Origin of the sequence: Staphylococcus sp. URHA0057 (assembly GCF_000620265.1) — a bacterium.
Lineage (GTDB): Bacteria > Bacillota > Bacilli > Staphylococcales > Staphylococcaceae > Staphylococcus > Staphylococcus pasteuri.
Window position 1 is genome coordinate 1 of record NZ_JHVS01000007.1, and the last position, 18,893, is coordinate 18,893.

At 32.1% G+C, this 18,893-nt stretch carries 17 protein-coding genes and 1 pseudogene; 15 read left to right on the forward strand and 3 right to left on the reverse strand.

Going from position 1 to position 18,893, the window contains the following annotated elements; all coding sequences use genetic code 11:
• Positions 1 to 235 (reverse strand): helix-turn-helix domain-containing protein (locus tag N524_RS0104345; RefSeq protein ID WP_029055755.1); only part of this gene is annotated, 235 nt, incomplete at its 3' end.
• A 161-nt stretch (positions 236 to 396) separates the two neighbouring features.
• Here N524_RS0104345 and N524_RS0104350 point away from each other — a divergent pair.
• From N524_RS0104350 to N524_RS0104365, 4 genes are all read left to right on the forward strand, one after another.
• Complete coding sequence (locus tag N524_RS0104350; protein WP_017637725.1) at positions 397 to 867, forward strand: SRPBCC family protein; 471 nt, start codon at positions 397 to 399, stop codon at positions 865 to 867.
• A gap of 83 nt (positions 868 to 950) precedes the next feature.
• A complete protein-coding gene (locus tag N524_RS0104355) occupies positions 951 to 1,136 on the forward strand; it encodes a hypothetical protein (protein WP_017637726.1) in 186 nt (61 codons plus the stop codon).
• A 207-nt stretch (positions 1,137 to 1,343) separates the two neighbouring features.
• Positions 1,344 to 2,162, forward strand: a complete 819-nt coding sequence (locus N524_RS0104360) for a formate/nitrite transporter family protein (RefSeq protein WP_017637727.1) — start codon at positions 1,344 to 1,346, stop codon at positions 2,160 to 2,162.
• A 152-nt stretch (positions 2,163 to 2,314) separates the two neighbouring features.
• On the forward strand, positions 2,315 to 2,851 hold the full coding sequence (locus N524_RS0104365) for a GNAT family N-acetyltransferase (RefSeq protein ID WP_029055756.1): 537 nt from the start codon (positions 2,315 to 2,317) through the stop codon (positions 2,849 to 2,851).
• A gap of 32 nt (positions 2,852 to 2,883) precedes the next feature.
• On the opposite strand, the pseudogene N524_RS13160 reads toward N524_RS0104365, so the two are convergent.
• Positions 2,884 to 3,261: pseudogene (locus N524_RS13160) on the reverse strand (transposase); the annotation flags it as partial.
• A gap of 282 nt (positions 3,262 to 3,543) precedes the next feature.
• Positions 3,544 to 5,016 (reverse strand): nickel ABC transporter substrate-binding protein, encoded by a 1,473-nt coding sequence (nikA, locus tag N524_RS0104380; protein WP_029055758.1) that lies wholly within the window; start codon positions 5,014 to 5,016, stop codon positions 3,544 to 3,546.
• A gap of 309 nt (positions 5,017 to 5,325) precedes the next feature.
• On the opposite strand from nikA, the gene N524_RS0104385 reads away from it, so the two are divergent.
• The 11 genes from N524_RS0104385 (at position 5,326) to nreC (ending at position 18,695) form a co-directional block, all read left to right on the forward strand.
• On the forward strand, positions 5,326 to 6,045 hold the full coding sequence (locus tag N524_RS0104385) for a sirohydrochlorin chelatase (protein WP_017637731.1): 720 nt from the start codon (positions 5,326 to 5,328) through the stop codon (positions 6,043 to 6,045).
• A gap of 70 nt (positions 6,046 to 6,115) precedes the next feature.
• A complete protein-coding gene (nirB, locus tag N524_RS0104390; RefSeq protein ID WP_017637732.1) occupies positions 6,116 to 8,521 on the forward strand; it encodes a nitrite reductase large subunit NirB in 2,406 nt (801 codons plus the stop codon).
• 2 nt (positions 8,522 to 8,523) lie between these two features.
• Positions 8,524 to 8,838 carry a nitrite reductase small subunit NirD gene (nirD, locus tag N524_RS0104395; protein ID WP_017637733.1) on the forward strand — a complete coding sequence of 105 codons (315 nt, stop codon included), beginning with the start codon at positions 8,524 to 8,526 and terminating at the stop codon, positions 8,836 to 8,838.
• Positions 8,829 to 9,761, forward strand: a complete 933-nt coding sequence (cobA, locus tag N524_RS0104400) for a uroporphyrinogen-III C-methyltransferase (RefSeq protein ID WP_029055759.1) — start codon at positions 8,829 to 8,831, stop codon at positions 9,759 to 9,761. The genes nirD and cobA overlap by 10 nt, the downstream gene beginning before the upstream one ends.
• A 293-nt stretch (positions 9,762 to 10,054) precedes the next feature.
• Positions 10,055 to 13,738 (forward strand): nitrate reductase subunit alpha, encoded by a 3,684-nt coding sequence (locus N524_RS0104405; protein WP_017637735.1) that lies wholly within the window; start codon positions 10,055 to 10,057, stop codon positions 13,736 to 13,738.
• Positions 13,728 to 15,281, forward strand: coding sequence for a nitrate reductase subunit beta (gene narH, locus N524_RS0104410; RefSeq protein ID WP_017637736.1), 1,554 nt, complete (start codon positions 13,728 to 13,730; stop codon positions 15,279 to 15,281). Before N524_RS0104405 ends, narH begins: the two co-directional genes overlap by 11 nt.
• Complete coding sequence (gene narJ, locus N524_RS0104415; RefSeq protein WP_029055760.1) at positions 15,274 to 15,834, forward strand: nitrate reductase molybdenum cofactor assembly chaperone; 561 nt, start codon at positions 15,274 to 15,276, stop codon at positions 15,832 to 15,834. Before narH ends, narJ begins: the two co-directional genes overlap by 8 nt.
• The gene (narI, locus tag N524_RS0104420) at positions 15,827 to 16,504 is read left to right on the forward strand and encodes a respiratory nitrate reductase subunit gamma (protein ID WP_017637738.1); all 678 of its coding nucleotides are present in this window, start codon (positions 15,827 to 15,829) and stop codon (positions 16,502 to 16,504) included. Before narJ ends, narI begins: the two co-directional genes overlap by 8 nt.
• Positions 16,505 to 16,525: 21 nt before the next feature.
• Complete coding sequence (nreA, locus tag N524_RS0104425; protein ID WP_029055761.1) at positions 16,526 to 16,981, forward strand: nitrate respiration regulation accessory nitrate sensor NreA; 456 nt, start codon at positions 16,526 to 16,528, stop codon at positions 16,979 to 16,981.
• A gap of 8 nt (positions 16,982 to 16,989) precedes the next feature.
• The gene (gene nreB / locus N524_RS0104430; protein WP_017637740.1) at positions 16,990 to 18,021 is read left to right on the forward strand and encodes a nitrate respiration regulation sensor histidine kinase NreB; all 1,032 of its coding nucleotides are present in this window, start codon (positions 16,990 to 16,992) and stop codon (positions 18,019 to 18,021) included.
• A gap of 20 nt (positions 18,022 to 18,041) precedes the next feature.
• Positions 18,042 to 18,695, forward strand: coding sequence for a nitrate respiration regulation response regulator NreC (gene nreC / locus N524_RS0104435; protein WP_029055762.1), 654 nt, complete (start codon positions 18,042 to 18,044; stop codon positions 18,693 to 18,695).
• The last annotated feature ends 198 nt before the right edge of the window (positions 18,696 to 18,893 follow it).

Genomic DNA, 18,893 nt, shown 5'->3' on the forward strand with positions numbered 1-18,893 from the left:
GATTTTCTTGTCTAAATCTTAAAACAGATACTTTAAAATCTCTAGTATATGAGCTATTTTTCATTTTTTTATCTAATCCTTCTGGGCCCGATTCCAAATACTGGTTAACCCATCTTTGAAGTAAAGAATGATGAGAAAGATTATATTTTTTAGTTAATCTCTTATATCCTAAACTACTATTTAAATATTCGTGAACTATTTTTAATTTGATTTCAAATTTATAATGTTTACCCATAAAAAATGCACCCCCTAAAGTTAGATTTTCAGTCCAACTTTTGGGGTGCACATCACATTTAACTTTTGAAGTGCTTTTTTAATAAATAAATTCTTTAGTAACTATTTCTATATTTTGCTATGATTAAACTGGTTAAAACATAATGAATTAGGAGATGGACTATGACTATTAACATTGATAAAAATAAAATTATTTTTTCAAGAACATTTAAAGGTACAATACATGAAGTGTTCAATGCCTATACTCAAGAGGATTTATTTAAGCAATGGTTTCACCCTGCAGGCGCTTCAACTGAAGTATTTGAATTTAATGTCGAAGAAGGTGGGCACGCGTTTTTCGCAATTCATACACCTAGCGTAACAAGTTACACTTTGTCAGAGTATAAAAAAGTTGAGAAACCGAATTATATAGAGTATTTAGACTTCTTTGCTACACCTGATGGGGAAAAGGATACAAGTATGCCAGGTATGCATATTGTTATCGAATTTAACGAAGAAAAACCCAATCAAACAACAGTAACATCGACGTCAGTCTTCCCAACAGAAGATGCTGCTCAACAAGCGCTTGATATGGGTGTTGAACAAGGTATGAATTCAACATTAGATCAACTAGAAAAATTATTAGAATCATAATTGTTAACGAATTGTACCATTTAGTGTTGGATGAGTGATGTATAATATAGGTATAAACAAATCAAAGAAGAGGTAGATTTTAAATGAAGAAAAGATATCTTATTGTATTAGTATTATACTCATTAACACATTTAGTCTCAGCTATAACTGTTAGTTCAAAATGTATATCTAATCGTTATTTACGCTTTGTATTAAGAACATTATTAGGATATGGTATTTTTGCTACAGGATTACATTACTTTGCTAAATTAAAAAGAAAAGCAAAATAATGTATTAATTACTAAATATAAGAATATTAGCTACCTACGTCATAGTTGTTGATGTAGGTAGTATTTTTTGATATTTATTAAAGTGAAAAGTAGTTTAATAATAGTGAAACTTTAATTTTTAGTAGATTTGCCTCTATTTTTTATCTTTAATTCCACATATAATAAGTGTGGTTAGAATAAAGAGTGAGATATTTATGGAGGATAGAAATGATAGAAAATCGTAAAAGCACTAAGGATACATATGTGACGAAAGAGATTATAGAAACAATCGTCGGCCAAACACAAATGAAAGAAGTGATGGCTGATAAAACACCTATGAGATATGCTTTAAAATCAATGATGGCTGGTTTTTTGTTAGCCATTGTTACTGTGTTTATGCTTGCCATTAAAACACAATTTGCATCTACACATATTGATGGGTTGATTAATTTATTAGGTGCTATTGCATTTAGTTTAGCCTTAGTATTAATCGTATTGACCAATTCAGAATTACTTACTAGTAACTTTATGTATTTAACTGTAGGTTGGTATTATAAAGCGATTCGCTTAAATAAGATGATTTGGATATTTACATTTTGTTTTATTGGCAACATTATTGGGGGCATCATTTTATTTTTCTTAATGAAATATGCACATATTATGACTCCAGAAATGACAAGTGCATTAACTGAAACAGTACATAAGAAAACAGAAGCGTCCACATGGTTAACTATTCTAGTTAAAGGTATTTTCTGTAATTTCTTCATTAATATTGGAATATTTGTTTCTATGCAATTTAAAGAAGGATTGGCTAAAGCGTTCTTTATTGCATGTGGCGTTGTTGTTTTTGTATTCATGGGATATGAACACGTTGTTTTCAATGCAGGACTATTTTCAGGGATGTTATTTTTTAATATAGATGCCTTATCAGGTTTAGGTGTTTTGAAAAATATCGTATTTGCTTTAATTGGTAACTACATTGGTGGCGGTATTTTTGTAGGATTAGTCTATGCGTATCTAAATGGCCAAAGAAATCAATTAAAATAAATTGATAATAAAGCGTAAGCGTTCATAATAAACATTGAACGACTTATGCTTTTTTTAGAAATTAATGTAAGCTGAATCAAGTTAATTGACTATATACTCATTTCTTTTTACGCTTAAAATCATGAAATGAGAAAAATGGGGACGTGAATAAGATGAGTAATTTCAATATAAGAATTGCAAACGAGAAAGACACTAAGGAAATTCACCAATTAATGTATGATGCTTTTACACCTTTAAGAGAATTAGGTATAGATTGGCCATCAGTCAATGCTAGCGTTGAAATGGTCAAAGATAATATCAAGAATAATACAACTTTCGTATTAGAATTAGATAATACAATTATTTCAACAATTACGGTTCGTTATCCGTGGGGAAGTGTTAGAAGTATTTCTGGCTATCCGTTTGTATGGTGGTTTGCAACTAAACCAGAATTTGATGGACTAGGCTATGGAAGTCAGTTATTGAAATATGTAGAAGAAGATTTTTTAAGAGATACATTAAAAGCAGCAGCGGTGACATTAGGTACGTCAGCACGTTTACATCCATGGTTATTAAGTATTTATGAAAAAAGAGGCTATGAAATTTATGCAAAGCATGAAAATGACGATGGAGATTTAGGCGTTATCATGAGAAAAATTTTAATTCCAGAACGCTTTGAAGAAAAAATATTAGGACAACCGCCATTTTAAAATTCAAAAGCTCGGAACTGACATGTTCCGAACTGATTTGTCACTAGTTCATGATAAAGTGCTTTAGAATCTTTATTCATTTTGGATTCATAATTTTGAAAACTCTTTTTCCATACAAATGTATAAGGCGTTTGATTTTGTAAAAGCCACATCATTCGTATACTATCGTTAAGTAATTATTCTATTTTACTACCAGAAAATACAAATTGTGTATAGTCATATAAAATGACTTTCAACATTATTTTAGGATGATATGATGTGTCTCCACGATGATGTTTGAATTCATCGAATTCATTATGTGGAATAGTTTCAACGATTTTATTAACATGTCGTGACATATCATTTGTGGGGATAAGAACTGAAGTTTCCATTAGTAGTGTAAGTTGAGTCATGTTATGATCTTTATACATAAGGTATCTCGTTAAGTTTGTTTAGTGATGTTTATTAAATTATACGAAGGGGTCTTATTTTTTTAAATTGTTTTGATGTAAAATTACATATAAATACGATGTATTTTGGCGAGACTCTTGAGTGAACAGGACAAGCTGAAGACTACAGGCTGAAGCTGTCCCCTAAGAAAGCGAGCCGATAATACGAAGTATTATAAATAAAGAAGCCAGTAAATGAGTTTTTTGGATAAACTCATTTACTGGCTATTTTTCTAGGATTTATGTCCTAGTTTCTTTTAATATTTATTTCTTATCTACTTTATAATCAATTAAATAGATTGATTCTGGTCTAACATTAAAGTTTTTAACATTTTTACTTACGCCATCAATTTGATCATTATAAGTAATATAACTATTTGGAATATCTTTGTTAGATGTTCTCAAAATGTTATTAGTCATTTGTTCACGTTGAGATTGACCAAATGTTTGATTAAGTTGTTTGATTTGTTGAGTGACTTCTTTATTATCATAGTTTCCTTTATTATTAGCACCTTTTGGTAAATAAGCAGTGTTAAAGAAGTAACCAGTATCTCCTCTAGGGACAGTTAAATAACTATACATCGATGCATCCCAAGCATTTTTATCTTTCAAGTAACCTTCAATATCATCTACATTTCGAAGTTTTACATCAATATTAGCTTTTTTAGCTTCAGACTGAATGACTTGTCCAATTTTAGGTAATTCTGGTCGACCATCATAAGTTACCATATTTATTTTTAATGGATGAGATTTAGAGTATCCTTCTTTAGCCAATAATTTTTTAGCTTTGTTAATATCTTGAGGTTGAACTTTACCTTCATCAATATTTTTCAATCTACTATTGAAAGGTCCAGATGCCGGTTTAGCATAATTTTTTGAAATAGTTTTCGCTATTTCTTTACGATTGATGACTGAATCAAAGGCCTCACGAACATTTTTATTCATTTTTTTACTGTCATGGTTATAAAGTAATAAATGAGTTCGGAAACCTGAAGTACTTTGGATATTTGCTTTATTAGATTTCTTTACATCATTGACTTGATCGATTGGTACGTCTGTTGTTAAGTCAGATTTGCCAGATAGTAAGTGACTAACACGAGTGTTACCATCTTCATGATAAGTGACGTTAATTTTACTTAATCTAGGGTTACCTTGCCAATAATCTTTGAATTTTGATAGTTCAATTTTTTGTGAACGTTTATAATTGTCAATTTTATAAGGACCTGTACCAACAGGTTGATCAGCGACTTTTTCTTTTGCTTTCGTATCATAAATAGCAGCAAATGGACTAGCAAGTTCTGATTTTAATTCAGGATAAGGTTCTTTTGTTTTGATAGTCACTTTTTGACCTTTAGCAGTAATGTTATCTATTGGTAATGAACCTCTTAATAAATCACTCTTTTCTATACCTTGTTCAAGACTTCGTTTCACTGCATCACCAGTTAATTTATGACCATTTTGGAATTTGATGTTGTCTTTAAGTGTAAGTGTTAATGTGTCATTAGATTTTTGTTTGTATGATTTCACTAACAAAGGTTTCACTTTACCGTCTTTAGACATTTTAAATAAAGATTCTAATGCTCCAACTTTGACAGGTACGTCAGTTTCATAAGGCGCAATAGATGTTGTTTTTAAGGGTATCTCAACATTTAAAGTATCCTTTTTAGAAGCGTTATTATTACTACAGCTCGCTAAAATAAAAGATACAATAATAATTAAAAAGGTAAATCTTTTCATGAACATATCTCCTCTCTAATATGAAAATAGATTAAGTTGTTAATTAATAATTAGGTGCGAATCATTATGTATATGACTATTCATTTAGAATAGTGATTACTTGTGTAATATATTAACAACCAACTATTCAATTATATATCTTATTTCATGTAAAATAAATCTTTATTCATAGCTTTTTATAAGACCAAAAAACCTATATAAATAATACTTGTTATATAAGGGGATTCCCTGATTTTTCCTTAAAATGTGAAAATAATCACAAAAATACATAGAATTAGTTTACAATTCAAGGTGAAAGGATTGGTTTTTATGGTAGGCAATATTTTAGTGGCACATGGTATGAGAAAAGGAAAACAGAATAAGGCCTTAGCAGAATTTATTGCAACTTTATTGAAAGACGAAGACTACCATTATGAATTAGCATTTTTAGAGAGTGATACACAAAGTTTAGAATTAACGATGGAAAGAATGATTCATCAAGGTATTAAAGAATTTAGAATTGTACCATTACTTATTTTTAGTGCAATGCACTATATGAGTGATATTCCAGATATTTTAATGAAAATGCAAAATAAGTATCCGAATATCTCTAGTCATATTAGTGAACCGTTAGGAACACATCCATATATGAAAGCATTAGTTGAAAGAAGAATTGATGATGTGAAATTATCCGATGTTTCCAACGCAGCGGTTGTTATTATCGCACATGGTAATGGTAGCGGTCGATTTACAAAGGCTCATGACGAACTTAAAGACTTTGTAAAAGCAGTTGATTCGAAACAACCTGTGTATGCACGCACATTGTACGGTGCATTAACATTTAGAAATGACTTAGAAGAAATATCAAAACAATATGATGAACTTATTATAGTGCCTTTGTTCTTTTTTGATGGCAGATTAGTCAACAAAGTGAAAGGAGTGATTGATGAGATGCCTATTCACTGCAATCTACACATCACACCTTCAATTAACTTTGATGATTCACTTAAATTAATCATTAGAGAGCGATTCGAAGCATTATATGTATAAGAAAAATCTATGTGCCTAATTATCCAATCCTTTAATAAAAACTATTCACAAGTGATAAAGGGGCATATTTATGGCTAAAAAGAAATTAGTGATGATAGGAAATGGTATGGCAGGTTTGAGAACGATTGAAGAGATTCTTGAAAGAGACGATGAACGTTTTGATATTACTATTATCGGTAAGGAACCATATCCAAATTACAACCGAATAATGTTATCCAATATTTTACAAAATAAAATGTCAGTAGAAGAGACGATAATGAATTCATATGATTGGTATGATGAGCATAATATCCAACTTATTAATAATGACCCAGCTATTAAAATAGATCGTAATAATCAAAAAGTTATGACAGAGAGTGGCATCGAAGTTGATTATGATCAATGTATATTTGCAACTGGATCTAAAGCATTTGTTTTACCAATCCAAGGTTCTGATTTTCCAAGTGTCATTGGATGGAGAACGATTGATGATACTAAACGCATGATGGAAATTGCTAAATCTAAAAAACATGCAATTGTTATTGGTGGGGGCCTTTTAGGTTTAGAATGTGCGAGAGGTTTACTAGACCAAGGTATGGAAGTAACGGTAATTCATTTAGCTGAATGGCTTATGGAAATGCAACTAGACGCGAAAGCTGGACAAATGTTAAAAGCTGACTTAGAAAAGCAAGGAATGAATTTTGAATTACAAGCTAATACAAAAGAAATTTTAGGTGAAGAAGATGTTGAAGCTGTACGTTTAGCTGATGGACGTGTTTTAGAAGCGGATTTAGTCGTTATGGCTGTTGGAATAAGACCATATACTGAATTAGCTAAACAAAGTGATTTAGAAGTAAATAGAGGTATTGTAGTTAATGATATGATGCAAACGAGCGACCCTAATATATATGCTGTAGGAGAATGTGCTGAACACCAAGGTAAAGTTTATGGATTAGTTGCACCATTATATGAACAAGGTAAAGTACTTGCTGACTATTTAACTGATAATGACACAGAAGGTTACAAAGGTTCAACAACATTTACGTCATTAAAAGTATCTGGTTGTGATTTATACAGCGCCGGTCAAATAGTTGAATCACCTGAAATTAAAGGTATTGAAATTTTTAATAGTGTAGATAATAACTATAAGAAAGTATTTCTAAAAGATGGCGAAGTCGTTGGTGCAGTACTATATGGAAATACAGATGATGGTTCACGATTTTACAATATGATGAAAAAGCACGAATCAATTGAAGATTATACATTAGTTTCATTACTAACTAAAGGTGGAGAGGAAGCTAGTAACTCTATAGAAGATATGGCTGATGATGAAACAATATGTGGATGTAATGGTGTAGACAAAGGCACTATTGTCAAAGCTATTAAAGAGAACGGACTAACTTCTGTAGATGAAGTAACTAAAGCAACAAAAGCAGGTAATTCATGTGGTAAATGTAAAGGTCAAATAGGAGAAATCTTACAATATGCTTTAGGTGATGATTTTGTTGCCGCTAAACCTTCAGGAATATGTGCTTGTACAGATTTAACACGTGATCAAATTGTAACTCAAATTAGAGCAAAAGGTTTAAAAACATCAAAAGAAGTTAGACATGTCCTTGATTTCAAAGATAAAAATGGATGTCCTAAATGTCGTCCAGCTATTAATTACTATTTGAATATGGTATATCCATATGAACATAAAGATGAAAAAGAATCACGTTTTGCAAATGAAAGATATCATGCAAATATTCAAAATGATGGTACTTTCTCTGTAATACCTCAAATGCGTGGCGGTGTGACAGATGCAGATCAATTAATTAGACTTGGTGAAGTTGCTAAAAAATATGATGTACCTCTTGTAAAAGTAACAGGATCACAACGTGTTGGGTTATATGGATTGAAAAAAGATGAACTTCCACAAGTATGGAAAGATTTAGGTATGCGTTCTGCTTCAGCATATGGTAAAAAAACAAGATCCGTTAAAAGTTGTGTTGGTAAAGAATTTTGTCGCTTTGGAACGCAATATACAACACGATTAGGTATCAGATTAGAGAAAACCTTTGAATATATTGATACACCTCATAAATTTAAAATGGGCGTATCAGGTTGTCCTAGAAGTTGTGTAGAATCTGGTGTGAAAGACTTTGGTGTCATTTCTGTTGAAAATGGATACCAATTATATATTGGTGGCAATGGAGGAACTGAAGTAACAAAAGGACAGTTCTTAACTACAGTAGAAACCGAAGATGACGTAATACGTATGTGCGGTGCGTTAATGCAATATTATCGTGAAACTGGTATATATGCTGAAAGAACAGCGCCTTGGTTAGAACGTCTTGGATTTGAAAATGTAAAAGAAGTTTTATTGGACCCTGAACGCCAACAAGCTTTATTCGATAGAGTGATGGATGCTAAACAAGCAATTAAAGAAGAACCATGGCAAGCAATAGCCAATGACAAAGCATCACAAAAAATCTTTGAAGTTGAGAGGGTATAGTTATGAAAAGTATGGAAAAGATTAAAGTTTCTAATTTGAATGAATTAACACCACTCATTGGAAAAAAAGTAATTGTAAAAGATAAAGAAATTGGTTTGTTTTTAACGAATGAAGGTAAAATTTTTGCAGTGAATAATGTATGTCCACATAAACAAGGACCATTATCAGAAGGCACAGTAAGTGGAGATTTTGTTTATTGTCCATTACATGACCAAAAAATAGACTTAACTACTGGTAATGTGCAAGAACCAGATACCGGTTGTGTAGAAACTTATCCTGTGGAAATTATCGATGGAGATATATTCATATGTCTGTAAGTAACTATGGTCAAGTATATTTAGTAGGTGCTGGACCAGGTAATCCTAATTTTCTAACTAAGAAAGCACAACGTCTTATAGAAAATGCAGATATTATTCTATATGACAGATTGGTAAATCCATTAATCTTACAGTATGCTAAACCTGAAATAGAAATTGTAGATGTAGGAAAGAAACCTTATACCAAACATATTCAACAAGATAATATTAATCAACTCATGGTTAAAGCAGCTTCAGAACACAACCATGTTGTGAGACTTAAGGGCGGAGATCCAGCGATATTTGGACGTTTACATGAAGAAGTTGAGACACTAAGTGATTTAGATATCAATTTTGAAATAGTTCCAGGAGTAACTTCTGCAAGTGCTGCTGCACAATCCATGAATATTGGGTTGACGATGAGAAGTATAGCTAAAAACGTAACTTTTTCAACTGGTCATTTTAAAGATAATCAAGAAAATCAGTTGGATATTACTCCGCTCCTTAATAAAGGTACATTAGCAATATATATGGGAGTGAAACGACTTCCAAAAATAATAAATCAGATACAACAATTCAGTGATATCAATTTTCCAATCGCTATTATTTTCCGAGCTTCCTTATTTGATGAAAAAGTAATTATTGGAACATTAAGCGATATTCAACAAAAGATAAAATCTCATCAACTTGAAGGTATGCCAGGCGTTTGTATTATTGGAGATATCGTTAACTATGTGGAATCTAAAATTGATAGTAAACCAGACCAACCTTTTTACATTGTCCAAGGGGAAAAAGGAAGAGCAATGGAAAAATGCGAAATATTAAGTGATGAAGGATATGGTTGCATAATTGAAGTAAAAAATAAAAACAAATACCATATTTCACAACAACAATTATATGAAAAAATCAAAAATCAATATTATCATCAATTTATTAAAGTCTAGATTCTATATTGTTCCTTTGGGAGCTAGCCCTAAATATGACTAACTCAATAATAAAAAGAGAGTACATTATATCTTTGTCTTAGACTTCAGTATGGCCACCTATAAGAGGTGGTCTTTTTTTATTAAAAAGAATATTGAAAGATTATAAAAAATCATAGGGGATTTATACCTTCAATTAGGACTTTCCCTAATATAAAAAGTTTGTGAAAAAATATACAATTTGAATATAAGAAAAAGTAGCGAAATTAATTAACGGACATAGATAATCACTTTGCTAGTGTAGGAGGATATATATGGGGAAATTTGGATTGAATTTTTTTAAACCAACAGAAAAATTTAACGGGAACTGGTCAGTATTAGAAAGTAAAAGCAGAGAATGGGAGAAAATGTATCGAGAACGTTGGAGCCATGATAAAGAAGTTAGAACTACACATGGTGTTAACTGTACTGGATCATGTTCATGGAAAGTATTTGTTAAAAATGGTGTTATTACATGGGAAAACCAACAAACAGACTATCCAAGCTGTGGTCCTGATATGCCAGAATACGAACCTAGAGGTTGCCCAAGAGGAGCATCATTCTCATGGTACGAATATAGTCCTTTAAGAGTTAAGTATCCATATATAAGAGGAAAATTATTAGAACTCTGGCAAGAAGCACTAGAAGAAAATCAAGGTAATAAAATTGCGGCATGGGCATCTATTGTTGAAGATGAAGAAAAAGCTAAACAGTATAAATCTGCAAGAGGTATGGGTGGCCATGTAAGATCTAATTGGAAAGATGTTACTGATATCATAGCAGCTCAATTATTATACACAATAAAAAAAGATGGACCTGACAGAATTGCAGGATTTACGCCTATACCTGCAATGTCAATGGTGAGTTACGCTGCAGGTGCACGTTTTATTAATTTACTCGGCGGCGAAATGCTTAGCTTTTATGATTGGTATGCAGATTTACCACCTGCCTCTCCACAGATTTGGGGAGAACAAACTGATGTACCTGAATCAAGTGATTGGTATAACGCATCATATATTATTATGTGGGGCTCAAATGTACCTTTAACACGTACACCGGACGCTCACTTTATGACAGAAGTTAGATATAAAGGTACTAAAGTTATTTCTGTAGCACCGGATTATGCAGAGAACGTTAAATTTGCGGACAATTGGTTAGCGCCTAATCCTGGTACAGATGCAGCAGTGGCGCAAGCAATGACACACGTCATTTTACAAGAATATTATATAAACAAACCAAACCAACGTTTCATTGATTACGCTAAACAATACACTGATATGCCTTTCGTATTGATGTTAGATAAAGATGAAAATGGATTTAAAGCAGGCAGATTTTTAAGAGCTACTGATTTAGGTCAACAAACTGAAAATGGGGAATGGAAACCATTAATTTTTGATGAAATTTCAAATGAGTTAACAGTACCTAACGGCACAATGGGACAAAGATGGGAAGAAGGCAAACAATGGAATCTTAAATTAGAAGATGATGAAGGAAACAAAATAGATCCTTCATTATCCATGGCTGATAGTGAATATGAATTACAGCAAATTCAATTTCCATATTTTGATAGTAATGGTGATGGAATATTTGAAAGACCAATTCCTACTAAAAAAGTCACTTTAGCTGACGGAACAGAAACATATATCACAACAGTATTTGATTTAATGGCAAGTCAATATGGCGTACGTCGATTTAACCATGATTTAGAAGCAGATAGTTATGAAGATAAAGATTCTAAATATACTCCAGCATGGCAACAAGAAATAACAGGTATTAAAAGTAATTTAGTCACTCAAGTAGCTAAAGAATTTGCACAAAATGCTATTGATACTGAAGGTCGTTCAATGATTATTATGGGCGCTGGCGTAAACCATTGGTTCAATTCAGATACTATTTATCGTGCAATACTCAATTTAGTTATGTTATGTGGTTGCCAAGGCGTTAACGGAGGCGGATGGGCTCACTACGTTGGTCAAGAAAAATGTCGTCCAATAGAAGGCTGGAATACACTTGCATTTGCAAAAGACTGGCAAGGACCACCACGTTTACAAAATGGAACTAGTTGGTTTTACTTTGCTACTGATCAATGGAAATACGAAGAATCAGATGTAGATAAATTAAAATCACCTTTAGCTAAAAATATTAAACATAAACATCCTGCTGATTATAATGTGACAGCAGCAAAATTAGGTTGGTTACCATCATATCCTCAATTTGACAAAAATAGTTTGTTATTTGGTGAAGAAGCTAAAGAAAATGGTGACAATTCAAATGAAGCAATTCTTAAACGCGCTATAGATGAAGTGACATCTAAGAAAACTAAATTTGCAGTAGAAGATCCAGATTTAAGAAAAAATCATCCTAAAACATTGTTTGTTTGGCGTTCAAATTTAATATCAAGTTCTGCTAAAGGACAAGAATATTTCATGAAACATCTATTAGGTACGAAATCAGGTTTATTAGCTTCACCAAACGAAGATGACAAACCTGAAGAAATCAAATGGAGAGAAGAAACAACAGGAAAATTAGATTTATTAGTATCACTTGATTTTAGAATGACAGCAACGCCATTATATTCTGATATTGTTTTACCGGCAGCGACTTGGTACGAAAAACACGATTTATCATCAACAGACATGCATCCATATGTTCATCCATTTAATCCGGCTATTGATCCATTATGGGAATCACGTTCAGATTGGGATATTTATAAAACATTAGCTAAAGCAGTATCTGAAATGGCTAAAGATTATCTTCCAGGTACATTTAAAGATGTGGTTACATCACCATTAGGTCATGACTCAAAACAAGAAATAGGTACGCCACTCGGAATTGTAAAAGATTGGTCTAAAGGTGAAATTGATCCGATTCCTGGTCAAACAATGCCTAGCTTTTCAATCGTAGAAAGAGATTACACACTAATCTATGATAAATACGTTACAGTAGGACCTAAACTTGAGACAGGTAAAATAGGCGCACATGGAGTTAGCTTTAGCGTTAAAGATCAATATGAAGAACTTAAAAGTATGTTAGGTACATGGAATGATACCGATCCAGACTCAATTAAAAATGATAAACCACGTATTCATTCAGCACGAAATGTTGCAGATGCCATGCTAAATATTTCATCAGCTACTAATGGGAAATTATCTCAAAAATCTTACCAAGATTTAGAACAACAAACAGGTATGAAATTAGCAGATATATCTAGTGAAAGAGCTTCTGAAAAAATTACATTTTTAAATATTACATCGCAACCTAGAGAAGTTATACCAACAGCGGTATTTCCAGGTTCAAATAAAAATGGAAGACGTTATTCTCCATTTACAACTAATATTGAACGTTTAGTACCATTTAGAACATTAACTGGACGACAAAGTTATTATTTAGACCATGAAGTGTTCCAACAATTTGGTGAAAGTCTACCAATATATAAACCAACTTTACCGCCAATGGTATTTGGTACAAGAGATAAAAAAATTAAAGGTGGCACGGATGCATTAGTATTACGTTACCTTACACCACATGGTAAATGGAATATTCATTCAATGTATCAAGATAATAAACATATGTTGACACTATTCAGAGGTGGTCCAAATGTTTGGATTTCGAATGTAGATGCTGAGGCACATGATATTAAAGATAATGATTGGTTAGAAGTTTACAACCGAAACGGTGTTGTTACTGCTAGAGCGGTTATTTCTCACAGAATGCCTCAAGGAACAATGTTTATGTATCATGCTCAAGATAAACATATTCAAACACCTGGATCTGAAATTACAGATACAAGAGGTGGTTCACATAACGCACCAACTAGAATACATTTGAAACCGACACAATTAGTCGGAGGATATGCTCAAATTAGCTATCATTTTAACTACTACGGTCCGATAGGAAATCAAAGAGATGTTTACGTTGCAGTTAGAAAAATGAAGGAGGTCAATTGGCTTGAAGATTAAAGCGCAAATCGCAATGGTGTTGAATTTAGATAAATGTATAGGATGTCATACTTGTAGTGTTACATGTAAAAACACATGGACAAATAGACCAGGTGCTGAGTATATGTGGTTTAACAACGTTGAAACTAAACCAGGTACAGGATATCCGAAACGATGGGAAGACCAAGAACATTACAAAGGTGGTTGGGTTTTAAATAAAAAAGGAAAATTACAACTTAAATCAGGTAGTAAATGGTCTAAGATTGCTTTAGGTAAAATCTTTTATAACCCAGATATGCCTTTAATACAAGACTATTATGAACCATGGAATTATAACTATGAACATTTAACTTCAGCTAAACAAGGTAACCATTCACCAGTAGCAAGAGCGTATTCCGTTATTTCTGGGAAAAATATGGATATTGAATGGGGACCTAACTGGGAAGATGATTTAGCAGGTGCTAATGTTACAGGCCCTAAAGATCCTAACATCCAAAAAATTGAAGAAGATATTAAATTCCAATTTGATGAAACATTCATGATGTATTTACCTAGACTTTGCGAACACTGCTTAAACCCAAGTTGCGTAGCATCATGTCCTTCAGGTGCAATGTATAAAAGAGATGAAGATGGTATTGTATTGGTTGACCAAGATGCATGCAGAGGTTGGAGATATTGCATGACTGGTTGCCCTTATAAAAAAGTTTACTTCAACTGGAAAACAAATAAAGCAGAAAAATGTACATTTTGTTTCCCAAGAATTGAAGCAGGTATGCCTACTGTATGTTCAGAAACATGTACAGGTCGTATGAGATATTTAGGCGTACTTTTATATGATGCTGATCGCGTTGAAGAAATCGCATCAACTGAAAATGAACAAGACTTATATGAAAAACAATTAGAATTATTTTTAGATCCATATGACGAAGATGTTATTGCTCAAGCTGAAAAAGATGGTATCAACCACGAATGGATTGAAGCGGCACAACAATCACCAATATATAAATTGGCTATTGAATATAAATTAGCATTTCCATTACATCCAGAATATCGTACTTTACCAATGGTTTGGTATTGTCCACCATTAAGCCCAATCATGAGTTATTTCGAAGGTAAAAATACGCAACAAGATCCAGACATGATTTTCCCAGCAATTGAAGAAATGAGATTACCTATCGAATATTTAGCTAATATGTTTACTGCTGGAGATACTGAACCTGTGAAAAAATCCTTACAAAAAATGGCAATGATGCGTAGCTATATGAGAGCTAAAGTGACTAATAGACCATTTGATGTTAAAAAGCTAGATGCTTTAGATCTTACTGAAAGACAAGTTTCTGATATGTATCGATTATTAGGTTTAGCAAAATATGAAGAACGTTTTGTAATACCAACATCACATAAAGAAACATATTTAGATACTTATCATGCTCAAGGATCTCAAGGATATGGTGGAGAGAACTTCGGTGCAAATTGTGAAGGATGCGGCGTTGCAGTTGGTTCTGGAAAAACAGGTCAAGAAATATATAACGAAAACTTTTATGGAGGGATATTCCGTGATTAATTTCGATAATTTAAAAAAATATCAAGATAGTTTTGGTTATATAGCAATGTTATTAAGCTTTCCAGAAAAATTAACATTTAATGAATCCATTACTTCACAACATCCTGGTTATCAAGATATTGTTAATTTTAGAGAAGTTATGATGAATTATACTTTGTCTGAAGCAAAACAAATTTATACAGATACATTTGATTTCAGTAAAAATTCTCCATTATATATGACATATAACAAATTTGAAACTCAAAAAGAACGAGGACAAATGTTAGCCAAACTTAAAGTATTATACGAAATGTTTGGATTAAAAATGGTAGATAATGAATTATCTGATTATCTACCGTTAATGTTAGAATTTCTACAAACTATCGAATGGTATGGCGATGATAGAGCGGAAGAAAATATTCAACTTGTAATTATGATTATTGAAGACGGTACGTATGCATTGGCAAATGAGCTTGGTAAACATAATCATCCTTATGGATATGTTATCCAAGCATTACGTAAGACATTAAAATTATGTCTAAAGTCACCAGAAGGAGTGACGCAACATGATTAGTCAATTTTTGTGGGTCATTTATCCCTACTTATGTTTGATGATTTTTATTATAGGACATATTGCAAGATATAAATATGATCAATTTTCTTGGACAGCCAAGTCTAGTGAATTAATTGAAAAGAAACAACTTAAATGGGGAAGTCTATTATTTCATTTAGGAGTTATTCCTGTGTTTTTTGGTCATGTTGTTGGTTTGGCAATACCGGAATCATGGACAGAAGCATTAGGTGTTACTGAAGGAATTTATCATTTTGGTGCCGTTTATATAGGAAGCATTTTTGGTATAATGACATTGATTGGTATGTTATTGTTAACAGCAAGACGTATAACATTTGAAAATGTAAGACGCTTGAGTTCATTTTCTGATATCTTCGTGAATTTTTTATTACTTTTAATTATTTTTATGGGATGTTACTCAACGCTTGTTACTAATATAACAAATGAAGGATTTAACTATCGTGAAACAATTTCAGTGTGGTTTAGACAGTTATTTTTATTTAGACCTCATGCCGAATTAATGTTAGAGGTACCACTTCAATTTAAAATTCATGTATTATTAGGATTCACAATATTAGCATGTTGGCCGTTTACACGTTTAGTTCATGTATGGAGTGTACCGTTATCTTATACTAATAGAAGATATATTATATATCGAAAAAATAAATTGTAATGATCCAAAGGTGGAATGATAATGACTCCAGGTTTAAATATGAAACTGCAAAATATTCAATACAATATTGATAAATTAAGAGAAGAAGAAGGCGTCGATTTTGCAGCGATTGCATTTTGTGAGCATTCAAGTACTTATTCCCCAATAAAATGGCAATATGTATCCGGAAATAACAACGATAGATATAAACTTATCGTTCTACGAAAAGGTCGTGGATTAGCTGGTAACGTCATGAAAACAGGGAAAAGAATGCTAATTTCTAATGTAGATATGGCGCTGTCACCAGATGAAAAAGTAAAATATCCCATTTTATTAAGTGAAAGTTTAACAGCGGTGATAGCAGTACCACTTTGCTTTAATAACCAAGTTTATGGTGTAATACTATTTGGCCAAAGAAATCACAAACCATTGCCTGATAATATAGAAAATATTATTATCAATGAGCGACTAGGTGAATTAAAAGAAGATATTAGGTGATTAAATTGTTGGGACATGATGATATCAAACTTGAAACTTTATTGAAAAAATATTATGAGTGCACAAATGAGAAAATTGTGTTTGTTAATAATGATGGCAAAGTAATAGCTATGAATGAAGCAGCTAATGAAGTGATTTCAATGGAAGATAATTATAGTACGATGACCAATGCAATATGTCGTAGATGTGAAGGTTATACCAATGAATTTGATTTGCAATCATGTAAAAATTGTTTTTTAGATGTAGAACAACCTAATAGATCTACATTTCAAGTTTTTATGAAAACTAATCAAAGAGAAATTGCACCATTTACTGCTACATATCAAACAATTGATAAAGAAAAAGGTATCAATGCATTTACTTTGCAAGATGTTGCACCTCAGATTGAACGTCAAGAAAAAATGAACCAACGTAGGATGATAAGAAAAACCATTTCTGCACAAGAAAATGAACGTAAACGTATTTCGAGAGAATTACATGATAGTCTAGTTCAAGAACTTTTAAATATAAACGTTCAATTACGCTTATTAAAGTACCAACAGGATAGAGAAAAAATATTGAATGATGTTGAAAATATTGAGGGTATCATGTCTCAATTAGTCGATGATGTTAGAAATTTATCTGTTGAATTAAGACCAGCTTCATTAGATGATTTAGGTTTAGAAGCCGCATTTAAATCTTATTTTAAACAGTTTGAAGAAAATTTCGGAATGCAAATTAATTACACATCTAATATTTCACAGCAACGTTTTGATAGTGAAGTTGAAACAGTTGTTTATCGTGTAGTTCAAGAAGCGATTTATAATGCGTTAAAATATGCAGGTGTTAGTGAAGTAGATGTAATGATTCAAAAAAATAATGATAATTTAATTGCAGAAATTATTGACCATGGATACGGATTTAATCCAAATTCTCAACCAAAAGGATCTGGACTAGGTTTATACGGTATGCGCGAGCGTGCTGAATTAGTGTACGGGCATGTAGATATAGAAACACATATTGATAAAGGTACAATAGTTACATTAGAAGTACCTTTGTGAAAATTTTTGGGGGAATTAAATTGAAAATTGTGATAGCTGATGATCATGCAGTTGTTCGAACAGGTTTTTCCATGATATTAAACTATCAACAAGATATGGAAGTAGTGGCTACAGCTGCTGACGGTGTTGAAGCATATCAAAAGGTGTTAGAACATAAACCAGACGTTCTTCTTATGGATTTAAGTATGCCACCAGGTGAATCTGGTTTAATAGCGACAAGCAAAATCAATGAAAGTTTTCCGGAGACTAAAATATTAATATTAACAATGTATGATGACGAAGAATATTTATTTCATGTACTTAGAAATGGTGCAAAGGGCTATATTTTAAAAAATGCGCCTGATGAACAATTAATTCTTGCGATTAGAACTGTTTATCAAGGAGATACTTATGTCGATATGAAATTAACAACATCACTTGTTAATGAATTCGTTAATAACAACAACCAAGAACCTACAGATGGGTCTGATCCCTTTAAAATTTTATCAAAACGCGAATTAGAAATATTACCGTTGATAGCTAAAGGGTACGGTAATAAAGAAATTGCTGAAAAATTATTTGTTTCTGTAAAAACAGTAGAAGCACATAAAACACATATTATGAACAAATTAGGATTAAAAACAAAACCAGAATTAGTTGAATACGCTATGAAAAAGAAACTATTAGAATTTTAGAGCCCCTTATCGCTTTAGCGATTAGGGGCTCTTATGCATTAGCGAAGCTAAGGCGAACCGAAGAAGAAAATCGCTTTAGCGATTAGGGGCTCTTATGCATTAGCAAAGCTAAGGCGAACCGAAGAAAATCGCTTTAGCGATTAGGGGCTCTTATGCATTTAAAGAAATACTTTTTCTTTAGAAATTAGTATTTCTTAC